The organism is bacterium (genome assembly GCA_035528375.1).
In the GTDB taxonomy this organism is placed as follows: Bacteria; RBG-13-66-14; RBG-13-66-14; order RBG-13-66-14; family RBG-13-66-14; genus RBG-13-66-14.
In genome coordinates this window covers 1-21920 of sequence record DATKYS010000051.1, presented here as the reverse complement: position 1 = coordinate 21920, position 21920 = coordinate 1, and the positions used below count along the sequence as shown (strand labels likewise).

General features: G+C 64.0%; 21 protein-coding genes. 14 read left to right on the top strand and 7 right to left on the bottom strand.

Features of this window, described 5'->3' with window-relative positions; genetic code table 11:
• Nucleotides 1-471: 471 nt before the first annotated feature.
• On the top strand, nt 472-1059 hold the full coding sequence (locus VM054_03810) for a hypothetical protein (GenBank protein HUT98180.1): 588 nt from the start codon (nt 472-474) through the stop codon (nt 1057-1059).
• 262 nt (nt 1060-1321) lie between these two features.
• Here VM054_03810 and VM054_03805 read toward each other — a convergent pair whose 3' ends face one another.
• Nucleotides 1322-2548 (bottom strand): hypothetical protein, encoded by a 1227-nt coding sequence (locus VM054_03805; protein ID HUT98179.1) that lies wholly within the window; start codon nt 2546-2548, stop codon nt 1322-1324.
• Between the two features lie 97 nt (nt 2549-2645).
• A complete protein-coding gene (locus tag VM054_03800; protein ID HUT98178.1) occupies nt 2646-3914 on the bottom strand; it encodes a hypothetical protein in 1269 nt (422 codons plus the stop codon).
• Between the two features lie 122 nt (nt 3915-4036).
• On the opposite strand from VM054_03800, the gene VM054_03795 reads away from it, so the two are divergent.
• The 6 genes from VM054_03795 to VM054_03770 all read left to right on the top strand — a co-directional run bounded on the left by VM054_03795 (nt 4037) and on the right by VM054_03770 (nt 7708).
• On the top strand, nt 4037-4735 hold the full coding sequence (locus VM054_03795; protein HUT98177.1) for a DUF2461 domain-containing protein: 699 nt from the start codon (nt 4037-4039) through the stop codon (nt 4733-4735).
• Between the two features lie 163 nt (nt 4736-4898).
• On the top strand, nt 4899-5261 hold the full coding sequence (locus VM054_03790; GenBank protein ID HUT98176.1) for an endonuclease domain-containing protein: 363 nt from the start codon (nt 4899-4901) through the stop codon (nt 5259-5261).
• 192 nt (nt 5262-5453) lie between these two features.
• Nucleotides 5454-5996: a DivIVA domain-containing protein gene (locus VM054_03785; protein HUT98175.1), complete on the top strand. Its 543-nt coding sequence runs from the start codon at nt 5454-5456 to the stop codon at nt 5994-5996.
• Nucleotides 5986-6291: a DUF167 domain-containing protein gene (locus tag VM054_03780; protein ID HUT98174.1), complete on the top strand. Its 306-nt coding sequence runs from the start codon at nt 5986-5988 to the stop codon at nt 6289-6291. Before VM054_03785 ends, VM054_03780 begins: the two co-directional genes overlap by 11 nt.
• 5 nt (nt 6292-6296) lie before the next feature.
• On the top strand, nt 6297-7211 hold the full coding sequence (locus VM054_03775; protein HUT98173.1) for a tetratricopeptide repeat protein: 915 nt from the start codon (nt 6297-6299) through the stop codon (nt 7209-7211).
• Nucleotides 7208-7708: a helix-hairpin-helix domain-containing protein gene (locus VM054_03770; GenBank protein ID HUT98172.1), complete on the top strand. Its 501-nt coding sequence runs from the start codon at nt 7208-7210 to the stop codon at nt 7706-7708. Before VM054_03775 ends, VM054_03770 begins: the two co-directional genes overlap by 4 nt.
• 315 nt (nt 7709-8023) lie before the next feature.
• On the opposite strand, the gene VM054_03765 is transcribed toward VM054_03770, so the two are convergent.
• Nucleotides 8024-9247: an ABC transporter permease gene (locus tag VM054_03765; protein ID HUT98171.1), complete on the bottom strand. Its 1224-nt coding sequence runs from the start codon at nt 9245-9247 to the stop codon at nt 8024-8026.
• A gap of 603 nt (nt 9248-9850) precedes the next feature.
• On the opposite strand from VM054_03765, the gene VM054_03760 reads away from it, so the two are divergent.
• Together VM054_03760 and VM054_03755 are read left to right on the top strand one after the other, a co-directional pair.
• Nucleotides 9851-11029, top strand: coding sequence for an FprA family A-type flavoprotein (locus VM054_03760; protein HUT98170.1), 1179 nt, complete (start codon nt 9851-9853; stop codon nt 11027-11029).
• A 125-nt stretch (nt 11030-11154) separates the two neighbouring features.
• The gene (locus tag VM054_03755; GenBank protein HUT98169.1) at nt 11155-12675 is read left to right on the top strand and encodes an aromatic amino acid ammonia-lyase; all 1521 of its coding nucleotides are present in this window, start codon (nt 11155-11157) and stop codon (nt 12673-12675) included.
• A 281-nt stretch (nt 12676-12956) separates the two neighbouring features.
• On the opposite strand, the gene VM054_03750 is transcribed toward VM054_03755, so the two are convergent.
• The 3 genes from VM054_03750 to VM054_03740 are packed head-to-tail and all read right to left on the bottom strand — an operon-like array spanning nt 12957 to nt 14934.
• Nucleotides 12957-13604, bottom strand: a complete 648-nt coding sequence (locus VM054_03750) for a DNRLRE domain-containing protein (protein HUT98168.1) — start codon at nt 13602-13604, stop codon at nt 12957-12959.
• A gap of 8 nt (nt 13605-13612) precedes the next feature.
• Nucleotides 13613-14278: a DNRLRE domain-containing protein gene (locus VM054_03745; GenBank protein HUT98167.1), complete on the bottom strand. Its 666-nt coding sequence runs from the start codon at nt 14276-14278 to the stop codon at nt 13613-13615.
• 8 nt (nt 14279-14286) lie between these two features.
• Nucleotides 14287-14934, bottom strand: a complete 648-nt coding sequence (locus VM054_03740; protein ID HUT98166.1) for a DNRLRE domain-containing protein — start codon at nt 14932-14934, stop codon at nt 14287-14289.
• Between the two features lie 460 nt (nt 14935-15394).
• On the opposite strand from VM054_03740, the gene VM054_03735 reads away from it, so the two are divergent.
• The 5 genes from VM054_03735 to VM054_03715 all read left to right on the top strand — a co-directional run bounded on the left by VM054_03735 (nt 15395) and on the right by VM054_03715 (nt 19288).
• Nucleotides 15395-15757, top strand: a complete 363-nt coding sequence (locus VM054_03735) for a VOC family protein (GenBank protein ID HUT98165.1) — start codon at nt 15395-15397, stop codon at nt 15755-15757.
• 78 nt (nt 15758-15835) lie between these two features.
• The gene (locus tag VM054_03730; protein ID HUT98164.1) at nt 15836-16603 is read left to right on the top strand and encodes a type I restriction enzyme HsdR N-terminal domain-containing protein; all 768 of its coding nucleotides are present in this window, start codon (nt 15836-15838) and stop codon (nt 16601-16603) included.
• 59 nt (nt 16604-16662) lie between these two features.
• Nucleotides 16663-17025 (top strand): VOC family protein, encoded by a 363-nt coding sequence (locus VM054_03725; GenBank protein ID HUT98163.1) that lies wholly within the window; start codon nt 16663-16665, stop codon nt 17023-17025.
• Nucleotides 17022-17579 carry a 4Fe-4S binding protein gene (locus VM054_03720; GenBank protein ID HUT98162.1) on the top strand — a complete coding sequence of 186 codons (558 nt, stop codon included), beginning with the start codon at nt 17022-17024 and terminating at the stop codon, nt 17577-17579. The genes VM054_03725 and VM054_03720 overlap by 4 nt, the downstream gene beginning before the upstream one ends.
• 107 nt (nt 17580-17686) lie before the next feature.
• Nucleotides 17687-19288: a T9SS type A sorting domain-containing protein gene (locus tag VM054_03715; GenBank protein ID HUT98161.1), complete on the top strand. Its 1602-nt coding sequence runs from the start codon at nt 17687-17689 to the stop codon at nt 19286-19288.
• Nucleotides 19289-19774: 486 nt separating this feature from the next.
• Here VM054_03715 and VM054_03710 read toward each other — a convergent pair whose 3' ends face one another.
• Nucleotides 19775-21841 carry a S8 family peptidase gene (locus VM054_03710; protein HUT98160.1) on the bottom strand — a complete coding sequence of 689 codons (2067 nt, stop codon included), beginning with the start codon at nt 21839-21841 and terminating at the stop codon, nt 19775-19777.
• Between the last annotated feature and the right edge of the window lie 79 nt (nt 21842-21920).

Genomic DNA, 21920 nt, shown 5'->3' with positions numbered 1-21920 from the left:
AGGCCGTTCGGTTATACACCTCTGTGCGTTTTAACGTATGGCGGGGGCTCCGTACCCCACCCGTTTATTCGCCGCTTTCTGCATACATGTAGGGCGGCCCCGTGGGATACATCCCCTGCGGGCCGCCGCGTTTTATACGTTCCCAACCTTGACCCTCACCCTAACCCGTAGGCGAGCCTCTCCCTGAAAGGGAGAAGGGATATGCAGCGACCCGTGACTCGTGGATTGAGTGACGTAGGGGCGACCGTCCACGGTCACCCGCGGGCCGACCTAAACGGCGCGCCGTCGGTCGGCCCCTACGAGGGTGACGAATAAATTACGCCTCACCCGTAGGGGCGGGTGTCCACATCCGCTTTTTTTCCGTCACCCCACGGGCCCATCCACAGGGGAATTCACGGAACGTCTTGACGGCGTGTGTTTTCGGGTGTATAAGTATTAAACGTAAGTAAATACCGCACCGGGAGGTGCGCCATGCGCCGACTCAAGTTCGCCGCGGCCCTGCTGCTCGTTCTCTGCTCCGCGGCCCTCGCCGCCAAGGTCGGGGTCATCTACTTCTCCGACCAGCCGATGACCGTGGAAAAGCCGGCGACGGAGTACTACACGCGGGACTCCTTCGTTTTCGGCGCCGACATCACCATCTACGCCCGCGCCTACCTGCCCTACAACTACTCCATGCACATCGGCCTGATCAAGGTGGAGACCGGGGCGGAGAAGGTGCTTTCGTCGGGCCACCGCCTGGAGGTTTACGCGCCGGGGAGCGAGGTGCCGCTCTACACCTGGACGAAGATTGGAAGCCCCTTCAAGGGAAGCAAGGACCAGGCCACGATGCTGGGTATCCTGCCCAGCGAGTTCGGCCTGGACGCCGAGAACCGGGTGCGGACCATCGAGAACTGCGGCCGGGAGTGGGGCGATCCGCCCGTCGTGGTCACCGGGTCGTACCGCGTCGTGTACACCTACTACGTCGAGCTGGCCGGTCCCTTCGAGTTCGACAGCGGCGGGTACGCCTGGGTCAAGGAGATACCCGTCGCGGTGGGCTCCTTCGAGTTCCTGGTCCACTAGGTCGGCGGTCGGTCGTCCGGGGCCGTGCGTTCATGCGCGCCGGTTCGGTGGTTGGCCGACGTCAATTAAAATGCATGGCGGGGACTTTAATCCCCGCTGCTTTTTTACCTCGCCCCTCACCCCGGCCCGCGCCGCGCGGATTGCGATGACGTAGGGGCGGGTGTCCACACCCGCCCGCCCCTCACCCCAACCCTCTCCCTAAAAGGGAGAGGGAAAACACGGGCCGACCTGAAGGTCGGCCCCTACGAGGGTGACGTGCAATTCACAGCGGGTCATCCACGCCGAAGCCGTGGTGGTGCTCGAAGGCGTTGTCGTAGCGCTCCAGCCCCCCCGGCGCGACCTCCTTCTTGTACACACGCATCCTCTTGTACTCCCGCGCCCCGAAGCGCAGCATCTCCGCCTGGACCTTGGTGTTGAACTCCAACTCCTGGTGCGCGTCGGCGTAGGTGAAGCCGGCGGCGTTGGCGTCGCGGATGAGCCCCACGCCGAACATGGCGGCCAGACCACGGTTCCGGTACGCCTTCGTCACCCCGGCGATCATCAGGTCGAGCTGCTCCGTCCTCTTCTGGGCGGCCATGATTTTCAAAAAACCGAAGGGGAAGAGCCTCCCACCGGCCGCCTGGATGCCCTCGGTCATGTCGGGGATGCCGATGAAGAAGGCGACGACCTCGTCGGAGCCGGGCACGACGGGCCGACCGCGCTCCCCGGGCGGCAGCTTGTAGATGAACTTCACGAACCGGGGGTCGAGGACGGGCAGGTAGTCGCTGATGAGCTTCTTCCCCTCCTCGGCGGTCAGGGACACGAAACCGTAAATCTCGTCGAAGGTGTCGTTGTAGATGCGGACGAAGTCGGGGATGTGGGGGAGGAGGGCCTTCCTCTTGGTGAACTCGACCAGGACGAAGCCCCGGCGCTCCAGGCGCTCCTTGACCTTCACGTACACCGGCGGCGGCGCGGCGGGGATGGGGACCCGGAACACCCGGTAATCGAAATCCTTGGAGTAGCCGCACGCCTCCACGAGTTTCGGCAGGTAGGGGAGGTTGTAGAAGGTCTCTATGGTCGCGCGGTGCTCGAAGCCGTGGATGAGCATCCCCTGGCAGTCCTGATCGGAGAAGCCGTGGGGCCCGGTGACGGTCTCCATTCCGCGTTCGCGGGCCCAGCCCTCGACCGCCCCCAGGAGGGCCGCGCAGATTTCCCGCTCGTCGGGGCATTCCAGAAAGGTGAACCGCGCGTTTTTGATGCGCCAGCGCTCGTTCATCCTCCTCTGGACGATGCCCATGACGCGCCCCACCGGAGCGCCGGAGCGCCAGGCCAGGTAGCGGACCGCGTCGGCGGTCCGGTAGGCCGGGTACTTCGCCGGGTCGTGGAAGGTGCGCTCGTCGGACCAGATGGGGGGCACCCACTGGGGCACGCCGCGGTAGATGCCTACCGGCAGGCGGATGAACGCCTTCAGTTCTTTTTTACCTACGACTTCGCGGATTTCCAACGGCATGGCGCCCCTTGGAGTAATTTGTAGGGGCGGGTGTCCACACCCGCCCGCCCCACACCCAAGCCCAAGGCGCGCCTCCCCCCAGGGGGGGAGGGAGCATTTACTCCCCGCCCGGCATCATGTGCCGCGGGACGGCCTCCTCGGTGTTGGCCTGGTCACGCTTCAGGCCGCCCGGCACCAGCTCCTTCACGAAGATGCGCAGGCGCTTCCACTCCCGGTGCTCGAAGCGGCCCCACTCCTCGTGGACCTTCGAGTTGAACTCCAGCTCCTGGTGGGCGTCTATGTACTCCAGCCCCCGCGCCTTGGCGTCCCGGATGAGCCCCACGGCGAACATGGTGGTCAGCCCCAGGTTGCGGTACTTCTCCCTCACCCCGGCGTAGAAGAGGTCGAGCTGCCTGGTGGTGTTACGCGCCTTGAGAATCTTGAAGATGCCGAAGGGGAGCACGTTCCCCTTCGCCTTCTGGATGCCCTCGGTGATGTCGGGCATGCCCACGATGAAGCCCACCACCTCGTCCGTCTTGGGATCCACCGGCCGCCCGATTTCTTCCCTGGGGACCCGGTAGATGTACTTCATGAAGTGGGGGTCTATGATGGGCAGGTAGGAGTCTATGAGGGCCCGACCCTCCTCGGGGGTCATGTGGGCGTAGCCGTAGATCTGTTCGAAGGTGTCGTTGATGATGACCACGAAGTTGTCCAGGTGGGCCTTCAGCTCCTTCTTCGTCTCGAACTCCACCAGGACGAAGCCCTGACGCTCGAGGCGCTCCATTATTTTCAGGTACACCGCCGGCGCCTCGTCGGGGATTTTTATCCAGAAGACGCGGTAGTCGTAGTCCTTGGCGAAGCCGCACCGCTCGACCAGCCCGGGGAGGTAGGGGAAGTTGTAGTAGGTGGCGATGGTGGCGCGGTGCTCGAAGCCCGCGACCAGCATCCCCTCGGGGTCCTGGTCGGAGAAGCCGTGGGGGCCGGTGATGGTTTCCATGCCCGCGGCCTTGGCCCAGTCCTCCACGGCGCCCAGGAGCCCCCGAGCCACCTCGAGGTCGTCGGGGGATTCCAGGAGGCAGAAGTGGGCGTTCTTGGTGGCCCACCGATCGTTCATTTTATGGGAGACGATGCCCATGATCCGCCCCACCAACACGCCGTCGGAGTACGCCAGGAAGCACTTGGCCTCGGCGGAGGCGAAGGCCGGGTTCTTCCTCGGGTCGTAGTACTTCCGCTCCTCGTCGTAGAAGGGCGGCACCCACTGGGGAACCCCGGCGTATATCTTCCGGGGCAGGTAGATGAACTCCTTCAGCTCTTTCTTGGTCTCCACGGGTCGAATCTCGACGGCCATCTTCTCCGGCCTCCGGTCGGTGGCGCAGCTCGTCTGCACCGGGAAAGTGGTGGGTGAGCTTTTCGGTCATTATAAACCAAGGACGGCCGATACGGTAGACCGGGCTGACAGGGCGGCGCAGCCGGGTTAAAATGATACGGTAGCCGACGACGGGAGCACACATGGCCGGGCACCCCGTTTTCCCCTCCGCGGGGATAGAGTTCCTCCGGGACCTCGCCCGCAACAACGCCCGGAGCTGGTTCGAGGAGAACCGGCACTACTACGACTACGTCCTGGTCCCGGCCCTGCGGGAGATTCTGGGCTGGGTCTGGGGGCGGATCGGGTCGCTTTACCCGGGCTACGTCGCCGACCCGCGGGTCAATAAAAGCCTCTACCGGGTCAACCGCGACGTGCGCTTCTCCAAGGACAAGTCGCCGTACAAGACCCACCTGGGCCTCCTGATCTACCGGGGCGACCGCTCGGACAGTCCCTGCCTCTACCTCCACTTTGCCACGGACGAGGTTTTCTGGACCAACGGGTGGTACGCGCCGTCCCCGGCCGCCGTCCGCGCCTACCGGAGCTGGGTGGCCGACCCGGGGATCAACCGGCGGTTCGGCGACGAGGTGTCCCGCGTTTCGGAAAAGTATCCCCTCTCGGCGCCCCAGCTCAAGCGCGCGCCCCCCGAGGCCCGGGGGCTCGATCTGCCCCACCCCGACCTCTTCCTCTACAAGGGGCTGGTGACCTACGCGCCCCGGGAGCCCGGCGACTGGCTCGACCGGCGGGGCTGGCTGGAGGAGGCGGTGGAGATGTTCCGCTTCTGCCGGACCTTCATGGGCTTTCTGGGCGAGTGGCACGACCTGGCCCGGGGCGGCGGGTGGTGAGGGCCGCCGCAATCCCCTCCCCCCACTGGGGGGAGGCGTGCCTACGGGCCAGGGAGGGGGGTGAACGAAGCGGCCCGCAGAGGACTCGTCCTACGGGGCCGCCCTACGTCTCCCTCTCCCTGTGGGAGAGGGCCGGGGTGAGGGCTTCCTTATAAAAATGTCTCTGCATCATCCACAGGGCGAACTGCCCCCCAAGCTGGTCGAGCACTCCCGCTCCCTGCGGCGGAACCTGACCCTAGCCGAGAGAAAGCTCTGGCGTCTCTTGCGGGACCGCCGACTGATAAAGGCCAAGTTCCGCCGTCAGCACGTAACCGGCAATTACATCTTGGATTTCTTCTGCTCGGAGGCTGACCTGGCGGTGGAAGTGGATGGCGGGCAACATGCGCAACCGGAACAGGCGGAGTATGATCGGCGGAGGGATGAGTTTTTGAGGGGGCAGGGAATTACTGTTTTGCGGTTCTGGTGTAATGATGTCTTGGCGAATATTGATGCTGTGTTGGCGGAGATAGCGAAATATTTGGAATAAGGAAGCCCTCACCCCGTCCCGTCGGCGCGCCGCTCCCACAGGGAGAGGGGAGACACTGCAGGCCACCCACGGGGAGAGGGGGAAGCCGGCGCGGGGACCCTTTTTGACGCCCGCGGCTTGTCATGCGACCCGGATGGGCCTATAATTATGGAAACTTAAACCTCTCTTTCCACCACAGACCAGGAGCCGCCGGTGAGGATTACGCCGCAGGACATCCACCGCCAGGAATTCAACCGCTCGGTGCGGGGCTACACCGTCGAGGAGGTGGACGCCTTCCTCGAGCGGGTGGCCGACGAGCTGGAGCACGTGCACCAGGACAACACCAAGCTCCGGGACCAGCTCAAGGGGCTGGAGGCTTCCCTGGGCGAGTACCGCCGCCTGGAGAAGAGCATCGAGAAGACGCTGATGGCGGCCACCCAGGCCTCCGAGGACATGACCAAGAACGCCGAGAGTAAGCGCGACCTGATCATCCGGGAGGCCGAGCTCCGGGCGGAGGAGCTGATCATGGAAGCCCAGCGCCGCCGCGACGAGATCAAGGCCGAGCTGGCCCAGCTGAGCCAGCAGCGTCTGGTGTACATCACCGAGATGCGGGCCTTCCTGCAGGCCCAGATGAACCTCCTCGACGAGCTGGAGCTCCGCGGCTACAAGAATTCCCCGCGGCCGGTGCGACCCGCGCCGGAGGTGCCCGTGGAGCTGGACCTGGATAATCCCGAAGACGCGGGCCGTGCCCCTTAAGGTCGGCGAGGACGCGTCCGGACGCGCGCTGGTCCCGCTCCACGTCCAGCCGCGGTCGCGACGCGCCGGGCCGGCCGGCCTCCACGGCGGGGCGCTGAAGCTCCGCCTGAAAAGCCCGCCTCTCGACGGTCGGGCCAACGCCGAGGCGGTGGGGCTCCTGGCCGAACTGTTGGGAATCCCCCGGAACCGGGTCGAGTTGGTACGGGGGTTCGGGAGCCGGGACAAGCTCGCCGCCGTCACCGGCCTGACGGCGGAGGAGGTCGAAAGGCTCCTGGCCGCGCAACTGGAAGAGTGAAGGGTATGGGCGACCCCGCGATAAAAGTTCTTTTCACGCTCCTGGTTCTCGTTGCCCCGGCGGTCGGCGACTCGGCCCTGGAGCTGGTGGGCGACGGGAACGTGGCGCTGCGCGAGGGGAACTACGAGGACGCGGTGGTCTCTTTCAACCGGGCCCTGGAGCTCGAGCCGGGCTACCCGGCGGCGATTAACGGTCTGGGGCAGGTGGCGCTGGCCCGGGGCCGGTACGAGGAAGCGCTCCGCCTCCTCCAGCCGCTCATCGGCGAATACCAGGGCGACCCCATCTTCCTCCAGAACCTCGGGATAATCTTCAAGTACGTGAGGGATTACGGCAACGCGGTGGAGATGTTCCGCATGTCCGACAAGCTGTTGCCGGACAACCCGCCGGTCCTGGCCGGTCTGGCCGAGAGCCTCCTCCAGCAGGGCGACACGCTCGAGGCGTTGCCGCTCACCCGGCGCCTGGTGGACCTCGACCCCGCCCGACCCGACTACCACTACCTCCACGGCATGGCCGCCCTGTTCAATGACATCAAGGACGAGGCCCAGAGCGCCTTCGAGCGTACGCTGGAGCTCAACCCCTCCTTCGCTTACGCCTTCGAGCCGCTGTTCGAGATTTACTACGAGAAGGATGAGCTGATCCCGGCCCAGGAACTGGCCGGGCGGTGGTGCGCCGACCAGACGGGGAGCGGTTCCGCCTGGCGGGCCGTGGGCATAGTCTCGGTCCGGCAGGGCGATTTCCCCGCCGCCCTGGAGGCGACCCGGGCCATGCTCGAGCGCGGCCGCCTGGACAACAATTTGGTCCAGATTGTCACCAAGTGGCTCAGGGCCACGGACCGGGACGCGGAGGCCCGCGAGCTCTGGGAACGGGTGCTCGTCCTGGACCCCCACAACGTCGCCGCCGTCGCCGAGCTGGAGCGTTGATCGGCCGCGCCGAAACCGCCGCCGTGGTCGCGCTCGCCCTCGCGGCGGCCCTCTTCATCCTCCTCGACCAGCCCCATCCCCCGCCCCCGGGTGAAAAACCCGCGGTGGACTACGCCTTCGTCTTCGGTGACGCCGTGGCCCGTCCCGGCGCCTACCCCTTCCTCCGGGGGACCACACCCGATCTGGCCTACATCTACCGCCGGGCCGGGGGCGAACCCGCTCTCGCCGCCTCGCTGCCCCGGGTGACGCCGGGCCTGCCGGCGCTGGTCTGGTTCGACCGCCGCTGGCTCGGGTCCCGGGCGGAACCGACGGGGCCGTTCGATTTGAACCGCGCCCCGGCCTGGGAGCTCGAAAGGCTGCCGGGCATCGGCGAGGTGCTGTCGCGCAGAATCATCGCGGGGAGGCCCTATTCCTCCGTTGACGACTTGCTGCGGGTGGAGGGGATCGGGGAGGGGAAGCTGGCGGCGATGCGGGGGCTGGTGACCGTGGGCCGGTAAAAAACGGAGGGGATGGTCGTTAAAAAACGGCGGGGATTTGCCGGGGGCATAGCTCGCTTCGCTCGGTTAAAATCCCCGCCTACATTTAGGAGAGGGTCGGGATTAGGGTTGCCGCGTGTCCCCTCTCCCCTCTGGGGAGAGGGCTAGGGTGAGGGGCAAAAACGGGCGGGTGTGGATACCCGCCCCTACGTCGTCGCAATCCGCGGGTGAGGGTCGGCGCGGTCCCCTCTCCCTGTGGGAGAGGGATAGGGTGAGGGCTACCTTATAAAAAGGCGGGGAAAAAACCCCCCGCCCTACATTCGGGAAAAACCGTCCCTACGTCTTCTGCAGCGCGACGATGGGGTCCAGGCGGGCGGCCTTGAGCGCCGGGAATATGCCGAAGCTCACCCCCACCACCCCGCAGAAGATCATGGCCAGCGCCACGGAGCCGGCGGAAACCTCGACGGGCAGCTCCACCGCGCCCCCGATGAGGTTGGCCACCAGCGCCCCCAGCCCCACCCCGATGACCCCGCCCACCACCGTCACCAGGAGCGCCTCGGTGAGGAACTGGCGCAGGATGTCCGAGCGCCGCGCCCCCACCGCCTTGCGGATGCCTATCTCCCGCGTCCTTTCGCTCACGGCCACCAGCATCACGTTCATGATGCCGATGCCGCCCACCAGGAGGCTGATGCCGCCCACTACAATCATCACGCCGAAGATGACGCCGGTCATCTGCTCGAAGACGGACACCAGGAGCTTCTCGGAGACGACGCCGAAGTTGTCCGGCTCCCCGGGCGCCAGGTGGCGGACGGTGCGGAACGCCTGCTGGGCCTCGTACGATAGCTCGGAGACCTCCTCCTGGGAGCGCGCGCGGAGGTAGATGCTCACCGGGCTGCGGAAGCCGTAGTACTTGCGGAAGGTGGAGTAGGGGATGTCGGCGAAGTCGTCGGTGGACTGGCCCATGAGCCGGCCCTGCTCCGCGTACACGCCCACCACGGTGAAGGGCCTCCCGCCGATGCGCACCTCGCGGCCCAGGGGGTCGAGGCCGCTGAAGAGCTCACCGGCCACCTCGTAGCCCAGGACCGTCACCGGCCTCCGCCGGGCGACCTCGGCCTCGGTGAAGTACCTCCCCTCCTCGAGCGGACGCTCGTTGATGTTGTACATGTCGGCGCCCACCCCAAAGGTCCGGATGTAGCGCAGCTCCTTCCCCCCGGCCTCGATGTTGAGCCAGCTCCGCACCTGCGGCGAGGCGTAGAGATACCGTCCCTTGAGCCTGCGGACGAGGGAGGAGTACTCGGCGTCGGTGATTCGCGGACGCTTGGCGGCCTCGAGCCAGTCCTCCTCGCTCTGGATGACGCCCGTGCGGCTGATGATGAAGCTGTTGGCCCCCAGAGCGCCTATCTCCTCGCGCACGAAGCTGTCCAGGCCGCCGACCAGCGCCAGAATCGTCACCACCGTCATCACGGCGATGACGATGCCCAGCGCGGTGAGGATGCTGCGCATGAGGTTGCGCCGCCAGTCGGAGACGACGTTTTTCAAGAGGTCGGCGAGTCCGGTCATGGGGGTTTCCGCAGGTGCTCGATTGCCGGGTGATTATACCAAGCTTCCCTCCCCCCGTGGGAGGTCTGCCTTATTCCCCCTCTCCCCTTTGGGGAGTGGCTTGCCTACGGGCCGGGGAGGGGGGTGTAGCGGTCCCCCTCTCCCTCCGGGAGAGGGGATGGGGGTGAGGGCCACCTTATAAAAAACGCGGCGGGGATGGGAATCCCCGCCCTACTTTTGAGTCACTCCGATGCAACGAACGGGCGGGTGTGGACACCCGCCCCTACGGCTAAGGTGTGAATCGCGCGTCAACCTCGTAGGGGCCGACCGACGGCGCGCCGTTCATGTCGGCCCGCGGGCGGGTCTAAAGACCCGCCCCTACATCATCGCAGCTTGGGGTGAGGGTCGAAGCGGCCCCCCTCTCCCTCCGGGAGAGGGGATGGGGGTGAGGGCTTCCTTAAAAAAAACGGCGGGGAAAGGAGTCCCCGCCCTACGGCTGTTCAACCTTACCGCGTATAAAAACCGTCGGGGGATTCGGTCGGCAAATAGCCGACTTGAGCAGTCGGAATATCTGTGCTAGAATATCGGTGTGTCGAAAGCGAAATATTCAATCAAGGGAGGCCCATGAAACCGCGCAAGATTACCGAAAACGTGCACTGGCTCGGCGCCGTGGACTGGGACCGCCGGCTCTTCGACCAGCTCATCCCCCTGCCCGACGGCACAAGTTACAACGCCTACCTCGTCCGCGGGCGCGACAAGACCGTCCTCCTGGACACGGTTGACCCGCCGATGAGGGGCATCCTTCTCGAACAGCTCGAGGGCGTAAAGCGCCTGGACTACCTCGTCGCCCACCACGCCGAGCAGGACCACTCCGGCTCCATCCCCGACGTTTTGGCGATGTTCCCCGACGCGAAGCTCGTCACCTCCGAGAGGGCCAAGGGGATGCTCATGGACCTCCTGCGGGTCCCGGAGGAGCGGTTCAAGGTGGTGGCCGACGGGGAGACGCTGGACCTGGGCGGCAAGACGCTCAAGTTCATCTACACGCCGTGGGTCCACTGGCCGGAGACCTTCGTGACCTACCTCGAGGAGGACAAAATCCTCTTCAGTTGCGATTTCTTCGGCTCGCACCTGGCGACGAGCGAGCTCTACGCCGACGGGGAGCGGGTGGTGGCCGGTCCGGCCAAGCGGTACTACGCCGAGATTATGATGCCCTTCGCCGGTATCATCGCGAAGAATCTGAAGAAGCTGGAGCCCTACGAATTCAAGCTCATCGCGCCGAGCCACGGCCCGATTCACTCCCGGCCGGAGGTCATCGTCAAGGCCTACGACGGGTGGGTGAACGGCGAGCCGAAGAACATCGCGGTGCTGCCCTTCGTCTCGATGCACGGGAGCACCCTGGAGATGGTCAATCACCTCACGGCGGGCCTGGCGGAGCGCGGGGTGCGGGTGGAGCGCTTCGATCTGGCCTCGGTGGACATCGGGGCGCTGGCGATGTCCCTGGTGGACGCCGCGACGATAATCGTCGGCACGCCGACGGTCCTCGCCGGTCCCCACCCGCTGGCGGCCTACGCGACTCTTCTGGCCAACGCGCTGCGGCCGAAGGCGCGGTTCCTCTCCATAGTCGGCTCCTACGGCTGGGGCGGCAAGACGGTGGAGACCCTGGCTTCCCTCATCCCCAACCTGAAGGTCGAGGTGCTCGAACCGGTGCTGGCCAAGGGGCTGGCCGGGAAGGCCGATTTCGAGGCCCTGGACCGCCTGGCCGATACCGTGGCGGAAAAGCACGGGGAAGCCGGGTTGAAATAGGAAAAATCCGCGTCACGGGGCGGTGCAGGCCGCCCCGTTTTTCACATCGCGGGCGGTCGTTCGGGCTTGAGCGGACGCCCGGTTCGGTGTATCATCCCCCGGTAACCGACGCACAAGGAGAGCCGATGCCCGTCATCCTCAGCGGCGAGAACCTCACCCTCGAGCGGCTGAAGGCCGTCGCGGTGGGCCGCGAGCGGGTGGAGATTCCCCCCGAGGCCCTGGAGCGCGTGGACCGCTGCCGGGCCATGTGCGAGGTCAAGATAAAAAACCGCGAGGTCATGTACGGGGTGACCACGGGCATCGGCGAGTTCTCCGAGACGGTGCTCACGCCGGAGCAGACCCGTGATTTCCAGCGGTATCTGATCTACTCGCACGCGGCGGGAATCGGGGAGCCCATGCCCGAGCCGTGGGTGCGGGCGGCGATGACCGGCCGGATAAACGTGCTGGTCCACGGCAATTCCGGCTGCCGGCGCGAGGTGCCGGAGACCATGGCTGCCATGCTCAACGCCGGGGTGACCCCGGTGGTCTGCACCCGGGGGTCCGTGGGGGCCTCGGGTGACCTGTCGCCCATGGGTCAGATGGCGCTGGTGGCGATGGGCGAGGGGGAGGCGTTCTACGGGGGCGAGCGGCTGCCCGGGGCCGAGGCGATGCGCCGGGCCGGTGTGCCGGTCATCGCCTACGAGGCCCGCGACGGCCTGGCCTCCATCAACGGCTCCAACTTCATCAACGGCCTGGGTTCGCTTCTGTTGTTGGAGATGGAGACCTGGCTCAAGACCCAGGACGTGGCCGCCGCCATGACCCTCGAGGTCCTCAACGTCAACATGTCGGGCTACGACGAAAGGCTGCACCGCGTCCGGGGGCACGGGGGCTCGATCACGGTGGCGAAAAACGTCCGGCGGCTGACCGAAGGGTCGCCGCTTTTGATGCGTCCGGGCAAAAAGGTCCAGGACGCGTACTCCCTGCGTTCGACGCCCCAGTCCGCCGGTCCGGCCCGCACCGCCCTGGCCCACGCCCGCGAGGTATTCCTCACCGAGCTCAACGGCGTCGGCGACAACCCGGTCTTCTTCCCCGAGGACGACGAGGTCGTCGCCGGGGCCAACTTCCAGGGCACGCCCATGGCCCTGGCCCTGGAGTACGCCTCGATGGGCGTGGTGACGGCGGCGGTCCTCGCCGAGCGGCGCATCAACCGCCTGATGAACCCCGCGCTGTCGGCGGGGCTGCCCGGGTTCCTGACCCACGGCGGCGGGATGTTCTCCGGGTTGATGCTGGCCCAGTACACCGCCGGGGCCATGATCTGCGAGTGTCGGGTGCTCTCGACGCCGGCGGCCGTGGGCAGCATCCCCGCCGCGGCGGACCAGGAGGACTTCGTCTCGATGGGCTGGACCACCGCCCTGAAGACGCGCCAGATAATGGACCTCGTGCCCGGCGTGCTGGGAATCGAAATCATGGCCGCCTGCCAGGCGCGCGATTTCCGCGACACCGAGTTCGCCCCGGCCACTAAAGCCGTTTACGGGCTGGTCCGGGAGCACGTGGCGCACCTGGACGAGGACCGGCCGCTCTACGCCGACAATAACGAGATGGCCGAGTTGGTGCGCTCGGGGGCGATACTGGCGGCCGCCGAGGGGGTCATCGGCCCGCTGGACTGACGGTTTCCCCTATCCCCTCCCCCCTCTGGGGGGGGTCAGGGTGGGGGGTAAAGCGGCGGGGACTGAAGTCCCCGCCCTACATTTAGAACCGTGCAGTTCACCGTAGGGGCGACCGTCCACGGTCGCCCGCGGGCCGACCTGAACGGCGCGCCGTCGGTCGGCCCCTACATCATCGCGGTTTGTCGATAAAAACGGGCGGGTGTGGACACCCGCCCCTACGTCAATATCCAGCGCCCCCCGTAGGGGCGACCGTCCACGGTCGCCCGCGGGTGAAAAAACCGCTAGAACGCCGCCTTGATCTCCCCCCAGCTCGCCCCCTCGACCGCGGGCCCCGAGAAGGTCAACCAAAGCTCCGGCGCGTTTTCGGTCTCCCGGGTGTAGATTGTCCCCGGAGGATCGTCCTCCCACACCTGCTCGGTGTCAAAGATAAGGATTCCGTAGGCCGTTTCCGGCGCGTCCACCCAGGGCGCGATGGGGCCGATGTCGAGGTCCACGTAGTTGTCTCCACCGTCCATGTAGAAGGAGGCCAACAGGGCACCCGCCCCCGGACAGTTGTTGAATGTGATGGTCATCTCCTCCCAGGCGCCCCCCACCGCGTGGGCTTGCTGCAAACCATTAGCGTAAGACGCGGCGTGGAGTACGAGCTGCGCCCCGACCAGATACGTGCCATCGTAGTCGCCGAGCCCCGAGAAATCGAAGTGCATGAAGGGTATCTCGAATTCCTCGCCCCACTGGTAATAGTTATCCAGCACATACATCAGAGGCTCGCCGCCGAAGTTGTCGTCGGCGTACTCCGGGTCGCTCTCCCACTCTTCGTAGTATTTGACGTAGCTGTCCCCGTCGGCCTCCAGGACGACCTGGACCGTAGCCGTGACGGTGGTCGCGACGGCCAGGAAGACCGCGCAAACGAGCCGACCTCTGTTGTTCATTTCGCCTCCTATTCGAATGACGCCTTAATCTCCCCCCAGCTCGATTCCTGGACCGCGGGCTCCGAGAAGGTCAGCCAGAGCTCCGGTGGTGAATCGGTTTCCCGGCTGCAGAATACCCCGTAGTTATCCCAACTACCATTCCCCCCATGGTCAAGCTGGATGCCGTAGGCCAAATCCGGCGCGTCAACCCAGGGCGCGATTTTGCCGACATTGAGGTCCACGTAGTTGTACCCCTCGACCATGTCGAACGAGGCCACACTGTCGCCCCGCGGCGGTCGGTTTCTGTAGGTGATGCTCATCTCCTCCCAGGGGCCGGCCACCTTGGCGGCGAGTACCGCTCCCTCGACAGCATCAGTGGCATTGAATACCAGTTGAGCCTCGACCAAATCCGCGCCGTCGTATTCGCCGAGCCCGGAGAAATCAAAGTGCATGTATGCCATTTCGAGCACTTCCATCCACCACGGATCCGAAATGTACGTGTACGTGTTCGATACATGTAACTCCCATGCATCGCCGAAGTTGTCGTCGACGTAAAACTCAAGGGGTACTGACGGCTCGTAAAACCTACAAACATAGCTGTCGCCATCTGTTTCCAGTTTGACGACCTGCTCGGTGGCCGGAGCGACGGACGCGGCGGCCAGGAAGACCGCGCAAACGAGCCAAATCCTGTTCATGTCTCCTCCTACTCGAACGCCGCCTTTATCTCCCCCCAGCTCGCCTCCACGACGTCGGCCCCGCTGACCAGGAGTTTCAGCCGAGGCGGGAAGCCCCCTTCGCGCGAGGAGAAATCAACACAATTCCAGTCCTCAGAGGTCAAAATGATAATACCGTTATTGTCGTCCGGATTATCCACTATCAGTTCTATCTCTTCGGCATTGAGCTCCGCGACGTCGCTGTACTGGTAAAGGGGGAAGGTATCGTCCCATGAACCGAGAATTTCGGAAAACCACGGTTGGTCGTTCCAGGTGACCTCGTATTCATCCCACGCTTCACGGCAGCGATACACCCAGAACCTACCGCCCCAATCCAGGTAGGTGATGTAAAGGGACAGAATCGCTTCGAGAACGCTACTTTGGGGATCCATCCCCTCGAAATCGAAATAGATGAAGGAGCGTCGTTGAATCAGCGAGGGGTATCGCCGATAGAAATTGATGTACCAGGCGGAAAGTTCTACTTCTCCACCGAAGTTATCGTCCACGTACTGCGGTTCTTCTTCGGTGTCATCTTTGTAGTAGTAGACGTAGCTGTCGGCGTCGGCTTCCACGGTGATCCACTCCGCGGCCCAGACTCCGACCGCGGCTGCCAGGACGAGGATGACGATTCCCCTCATTTTTTCCTCCTTTTCCTTTCCATCATCATTTATCAGTATAGCACGTCTGGGTGGGGGATAAAAAAAGCCGACCTTTCGGCCGGCGGTTTAGGGGAGGGCGGCCCGTGAACCCCTGGTTTTCCTAACCCCCCGCTTTTTTACGCGGGTCGGGCCGCCCACCCTCCGCCACCGGGTAAAATAGCCGAAACTTCCCCGCCGTCAAGACCCGGAAGAAAAAAACACGGTCGTGACCGGGGGGCGCGGCCGTTCCGACCAATCGAGTCTGCATTCGACGGGCCGCCGTCCGGCGAAGCACTAAAACCCTTGCCACAGACGGGGCGGTTTTGTATCCTTTCCCTGCGTAAAACCGGCGTTACCCGGACCGGAGGGAGCGCCGACGGGGGGGAAGCGTATCGGGTTCGGTGTCCCGCGGAGAATCCACAGCAATCCCGGTGCGGTAATTCAGCGAAAGGAGTCAATCTTGGGTAAGCACGACATCTGCCACGTCGAGTTCGATTCCACCGACCTCGAGCGGACGCGGCGTTTCCTCGTCGGCCTCTTTGTGGACTGGAAGTTCGATGGGTGGGGCGACGACTACCTGTTGTTCTCGACCCCCGGCGGTCCCGGCGGCGGCCTCAACCGGGTGGACAAGATGCGGGGCGGCTCCGGCACCCTGGTCCACGTCGAGGTGGACGAGATAGAGCCCTACCTGGCGCGGGTGGAGGGCCTGGGCGGGCGCATCCACACGCCGAAGACCGAGATTCCCGAGGTCGGCTGGTTCGCCATCGTCAAGGACCCCGACGGGAACCTCCTCGGCCTCTACCAGGACAAGCCGAAGGGCTAGAGTGTTGACGGGGGATCGGGCCGCGGCGTCCGGTTCCCATCCACGTTAGTCAATTTTTAGTAAAGGGGTGGTTTGGAAATGGCTGTTTCTAAAAAGGTTTCCGATAGAATAGTGCAACAACTCAAGAAGTATCAACCAATTCTTTCGGATGCACAAGACCGTGATATCAGCGAATCGGACACAGTAGTCATCATCGCTGACATGCTTGCCGATATACTCGGTTATAACAAGTACACCGAAATTACGACAGAATTTGCCATTCGGGGTACATATGTGGACCTAGCCGTTAAAGTCGGTGCCGATGTGCGTTTTTTAATTGAAGTTAAAGCAATCGGCGTCGCCCTTAAAGACAGCCATATCAAGCAGGCTTTAGACTATGGGGCAAACCACGGTGTAGAGTGGGTAGTGCTCACAAATGGTGCAATTTGGCAGATTTATAAAATCCACTTCCACAAGCCCATAGACAAATCGTTGATTTTTCAAACTAACCTCCTGCAAAAAAACGTACGTAACCAGCAGTTAATAGAGTGTTTCGGCAACCTCAGCCGGGAAGGCTTTACACAATCATCCATGACAGCTTTTTACCAGCGGCAACAAGTAACAAGCAAATTCTCAATTGCCGCAGTCCTTACCAGCCCGCCAATGCTTCAAGCGCTAAAGCGGGAACTCAGGCATATTGGCGGTAACATCAAGATTCAAGTGGATCAACTTAAAGCACAGTTACAAAATGAGGTGCTTAAAAGAGAAACTGTGGACGGCGAAGAGGCGAAACAAGCGGCGGACTTTTTGAAGCAGGCCGCTAAATCTGTCGCGAAATCCAAGACTAAAAAAGAAGCAAAAGCGTGAAATCTGATTCAGTAATTTTGTTTATGAGACGCTTGGAATAACTGCAGAAAGGGAGGGGCATGGCCGAGCACGACCTGTACCACTTCGAGTGGGGCTGCACCGACATCGAGGCGACCCGGAAATTCTTCGAGGGCCTCTTCGGCTGGGAGTTCATCCCCTGGGCCGACAACTACATCCTGTTCCACACGCCCTCGGGCCTCTCCGGCGCCCTGGCCCAGGTGGACGATCTGGAGCCGAGCGTCCGGCCGCTGCTCTACTTCCAGGTGGACGAGCTGGAGCCCTATATGAAAAAGGTCAAAAAGCTCGGCGGCGACGTGGTCTCCGACATCCAGGAGGCGCCCGAGCTCGGAAACTTCTCCATCCTCTCCGACCCCGACGGCTCCCTGTTCGGCGTGTTCAAGCCGCTCGAGGGGGGCAAGTGACGGACGAGCGCGGTTTCAACATCCACTGTGTATGCTCCCACGAGGAGGCCCGTCGGCTCATCGAGGCTCAGAGCGGCTTTCGGCTCACCAACTGCGGCTGCCGCGAGGAGGTGGGCGGCTGCGAACGGTCGCGCACCGACGTGTGCCTCATGTTCCCCGGGGCGAAGGAGGTCAGCGATGACGGCGCCCCGTGGGCCATCAGCCGCGAGGAGGCCCTGGCCATCCTGCGCGAGGCCGGGCAGAAGCGCCTGGTCGCACGGCCCTGGCGCGAGGTGACACCGGAGCGCGCCGACGGCATCTGCTTCTGCTGCGACTGCTGCTGCGGCTACTTCCGCGAGCCCGACCGCTGGAAGTGCGACAAGGGGGCGATGGTCGAGCGGACCGACCGGGAGGTCTGCACCGGCTGCGGCACCTGCGTGGAGGTCTGCTACTTCGGCGCCCGGGCCCTCGACCCGGAGAAGGGCACCCTCGCTCTCGATGAGGATAAGTGCTACGGCTGCGGCCTGTGCGTCGCAGCCTGCCCGCAGAAGGCCGTTGAGCTATACATCCGCTGATTTTCCACATTTTCCTCTTGACCCCCCCCGTGCTATGTTACCTTTGCTTCGATAAGTAAAAGTCTTCCTGTGCCACAGATTAACAGTTACCGCCATAAGGAGTAGTCATGAAGAAGCTGACGACAGCTCTGGTGGTTCTGTTCCTGGCCACGATTACCTTCGCCGGCGAGTGGCACATCGAAACGGTGGACTCAGCCGATGAGGTGGGTTTGCAGACATCGTTGGCGCTGGATTCCTACGACAATCCCCACATCTCTTATTTCCTTTGGTATCCTGACGACGATCTCAAGTACGCTCATTGGGACGGTGACGCTTGGCAGATAGAGAGGGTGGATACAACAGGACGCGTGGGTTGGCCTTCTTCTTTGGCACTGGATTCCTCAGATTATCCCCACATCTCTTATAACGATGAAACCAACGGTGACCTCAAGTACGCCCGCTGGGACGGGGCAAACTGGCAGATTGAGGCCGTGGACACGGCGGGAGTTGTAGGCTCGGCCTCATCTCTGGCGCTGGATTCCAACGACTACCCCCACATCGCGTATTACGACGATACCAACCATAGACTAAAATACGCCCGCTGGGACGGTGAAGAGTGGCGGATCGAGGTAGTGGATGGAGGAGAGCATGTGTATGTTGGTGATTGGCCATCTCTAGCTCTGGATTCCAACGACTACCCCCATATTACTTATTATGATTACTTATACATGGCTATTAAGTATGCCTATTGGAGTGGCAGTACATGGCGGATAGAGACTATTGACTCGGTGGAATACGGTTATACTAGCTCTCTCGCGCTCGATTCCGACGATTACCCTCACATCTCGTATTACTATGAATCCACGCAAAACCTCAAATATGCCCGTTGGGACGGCGACGAATGGCAAATTGAAACCGTGGAAAGAGATGGTGATGTTGGTTCGAACAACTCCCTAGCGTTGGATTCTAGCGATAACCCTCACATTTCTTATCACAAGTGGCAGCCCGAATATGATCTTAAATATGCCCGCTGGGACGGTGATTCCTGGCACATTGAGACGGTGGACTCAGAGTTTTTTGTAGGTCAGAGCACCTCCCTAGCTCTGGATTCTTCAGATTGTCCCCACATTTCGTATTTCAATGCAACGACATCAGATCTTAAATACGCCTGGTACGAAAGCGGCCCGGGGGTGGATGATGTGGAGCTGTCGGTGTGCGTTCGAGACGAGGGGGCGCTGGTCGGCTGGACTATAACCGGCGATGCGCCGGTGAGCTTTAGCGTCCTGCGCTCGGTGGGCGAAAGCGAACCGACTACGGTCTCCGAGGCTCTGCCGGGGGCGGCGGTCCGCTGGCTGGACGCCGATGTGGAAGCGGGGGTCGAGTACCTCTACTGGTTGGAGACCGTTGACGAGGACGGGACGGTCAGCCGCTTCGGGCCCACGGAAGCCGTCTCCGTTACCGAGCCTGCGCATGAACTAGCCCTCTCGGCCTACCCCAACCCGGCGGACGACGCCGTTACCGTCGCCTACACGCTCCCCGCCGACGGGCGCGTAACAATTACCCTCTACGACCTCTCGGGCCGTCGGATTGCAACAGTTTTCGACGGGGAGATAACCGCCGGGCGGCACGACGTTTCCTACGTCACCTCGGCGCTCCCCCCCGGCGTATACCTCGCCCGCCTGACGACTGATTCCGGGACCCTCACCCGGCGGTTGGTGATTGCGCGGTAAATAAACCACCATCGACCATTAAATGTAGGGCGGGGATTCTATCCCCGCCATTTTTACGTACCCACCCCCGACCCTCCCCCCAACCCTCTCCCTAAAAGGGAGAGGGGGCTGGTCCTCACCTCGACCCGTGTCTCGTTGCGATGACGTAGGGGCCGACCTTCAGGTCGGCCCGTTTTTTATAAGGAAGCCCACACCCTAACCCGTCGGCGCGCCGCTCCCACGGGGAGAGGGGACACGTGCACTTCTCGTCCGGCTACTCACCCGGTAATTCGCGGGCGACCGTGGACTGTCGCCCCTACGGATTTGAGTCGCGATGTGCGGCTGTAGGGGCGGGTGTCCACACCCGCCCGCATTCTCAACCTTGCCCCTCACCCTAACCCGTAGGCGAGCCTCTCCCTGGAAGGGAGAGGGGGATTAACGCGGGCCGACCTAAACGGCGCGCCGTCGGTCGGCCCCTACGTTAATTATATGACCTTGGTTCTCTCTTCAGCGGGCCAGGACCAGGCGCCGGGTCTGGGTAAAACCGTCGGCGGCGAGTCGGTAGAGGTAGACCCCGGACGGGACGTCCGCCTCCCAAATACACTCGTGCCTCCCGGCGGCGAGCTCGGCGTCGGCTACGACGGCCACTCTCCGCCCCGCCAGGTCGTAGACCGTCAGCTCCACCCGTCCGCCTTGGGCCAGCTCGAAGCTGAAGTTCACACTCTCCCGCGCCGGATTGGGGTAGCAGGCGTGGAGGCGGGTCTCGCGGCCCGAGGGCAGCTCGCCCACCGACGGCAGGCGAACCTGGGGCGATAGGTGGCGGCGACCCTGGGCGTCGTAGGACTCGAAGCGGTAGTAGCAGGCCGCGCCGGGAACCCCCGTATCCAGGTAGGCGCCGGTGTCGGAACCGGGGAGGGGGGATTCGTTCAGCCGCATCCAACCCTCGGCGTCGGGGCGGTAACCCGGTCCCAGGGTCTCACCGGCGAAGGCCGTCTCCGAGCGCATGAGGTGGGCCGAGGCCCCGGCGACGGGCTCGACCAGGCGGTAGACGTTCAGCGCGGCGAGGTCGTTGTCGGTGGATATCCGCCAGGAGAGGAGCGCCCCATCCTCGTTGCGCTCCGCCCCGGTCGAATCCCACGTGAAGACGTCCATGTCCAGGTCCAACGCGGCGTCGTAAGCCTGGACGATTCCCCAGCCGTAGTCGTTGTCCGGCTCGTCGGCGCGGGTGGCGGTGTCCATGACGGCCTGGCGGATTTCGACCGCGGTGGCGTAGGGGTTAATCTCCCGCAACAGGGCCAGCACCCCGCCCACCAGAGGGCAGGACAGGCTGGTCCCGGCGGTGAAGTCGTAGGTGTCGGTCGATTCGGCGTCGGCGGCGTAGGTGTAGAGGCCGAGGGCGCACACATCGGGCTTGATGCGCCCGTCGGCGGTCGGCCCGTGGGAGGAGAATTCGGCCAGCACGCCGTCGGAGTCCACCGCGCCGCAGGCCAGGATGCCGTCGCAATCCGACGGGGAGTTGAGCGTCCCCGCGCCGTCGCGCCCATCGTTGCCCACGGAGTTCGCGTGGAGCATCCCGTTGTCCCGGGCCCAGTTCACCGCCAGGGCCACGATGGTCGTCTCGCCGTCCAGGTCCTCGTAGGAGTAGTCCCCCTCGTCGTCGTCGAAGTAGCGGTAGCCGAGGGAGGAGCTGGACACGTCCGCCCCCAGGGCCTCGCCCCACTGCAGGCCGGACTGGAACCAGTACTCCTCGTCGTGGACCTCCTGGGTGATGTCCTCGGTCTTGGCCAGCAGGAAGGTGGCCCCGTAGGCCGGCCCGATGAGCTCGGAGGGGTAGTAGCCGCCCAGGGTGCTCCAGGTGGCCGTGCCGTGGTTCCACGCGTCCGGGTCGTCGTCCGGCTCGTTGTCCACGTCGTTGTCGTCGTTGACGAAGTCCCACTCGTCCTTCAGGTCCAGCGCGGCGAAGACCTCGTGGTCGGTGCGGAAGCCGGTGTCCAGCATCAGCACCGTCACCCCCGCGCCGGAGTACCCCTCGTCGTGGAGCCGGTCCACCTGAATCTGTGTAATCTGGGTCTCCGAGAGGCCGTAATCCAGGCCCATCATCCCGCAATCCGCGCCCCCCGCGGGTGAGGCGTCGGGCAGGACGCTGGTCGCCGTGGGCTGGAGCCGGACCACGCAGGGGAGGAGGGCCACGGCGCGAATCTGCTCCGGCGTCGCGTCGAACGCGACCGCGTTGGCGATGTCGCTGGCGCCGATGCGGCGGGTGACGAGGGAGGCGACCGCCTCGTCGTAGGGCCGAAAGACGGGCAGGTCGCGCTCGTCGGCCAGGGAATCCGGGGGGCGGTTGAGGGCGCGGCGGGCGTACTGGTCGGGGTTCATCGTCGCCACGAAGGAGTTCAGGGCCGCCTCCATTTCCGTCGGTCCGGCGTACCCCTTGTCGGCGAAGAAGGCCCAGACGCCGAGGAGTTCGTCCTCCCCGGCGCAGGCCATCCGCCGCTCCAGAATCGGTGAAATTTCAGCCGTCGCCAGGGCGGGCAGCGTCGCCGCGAGGACGAGAAGGAGGGTCAGGCGCTTCATAACCGCACCCCTTTAAACGTCGTGCTCCAAGCCCACTATAGCACGGGGGGACCGGCCGTACAAGGAAGAAAGCCGATTG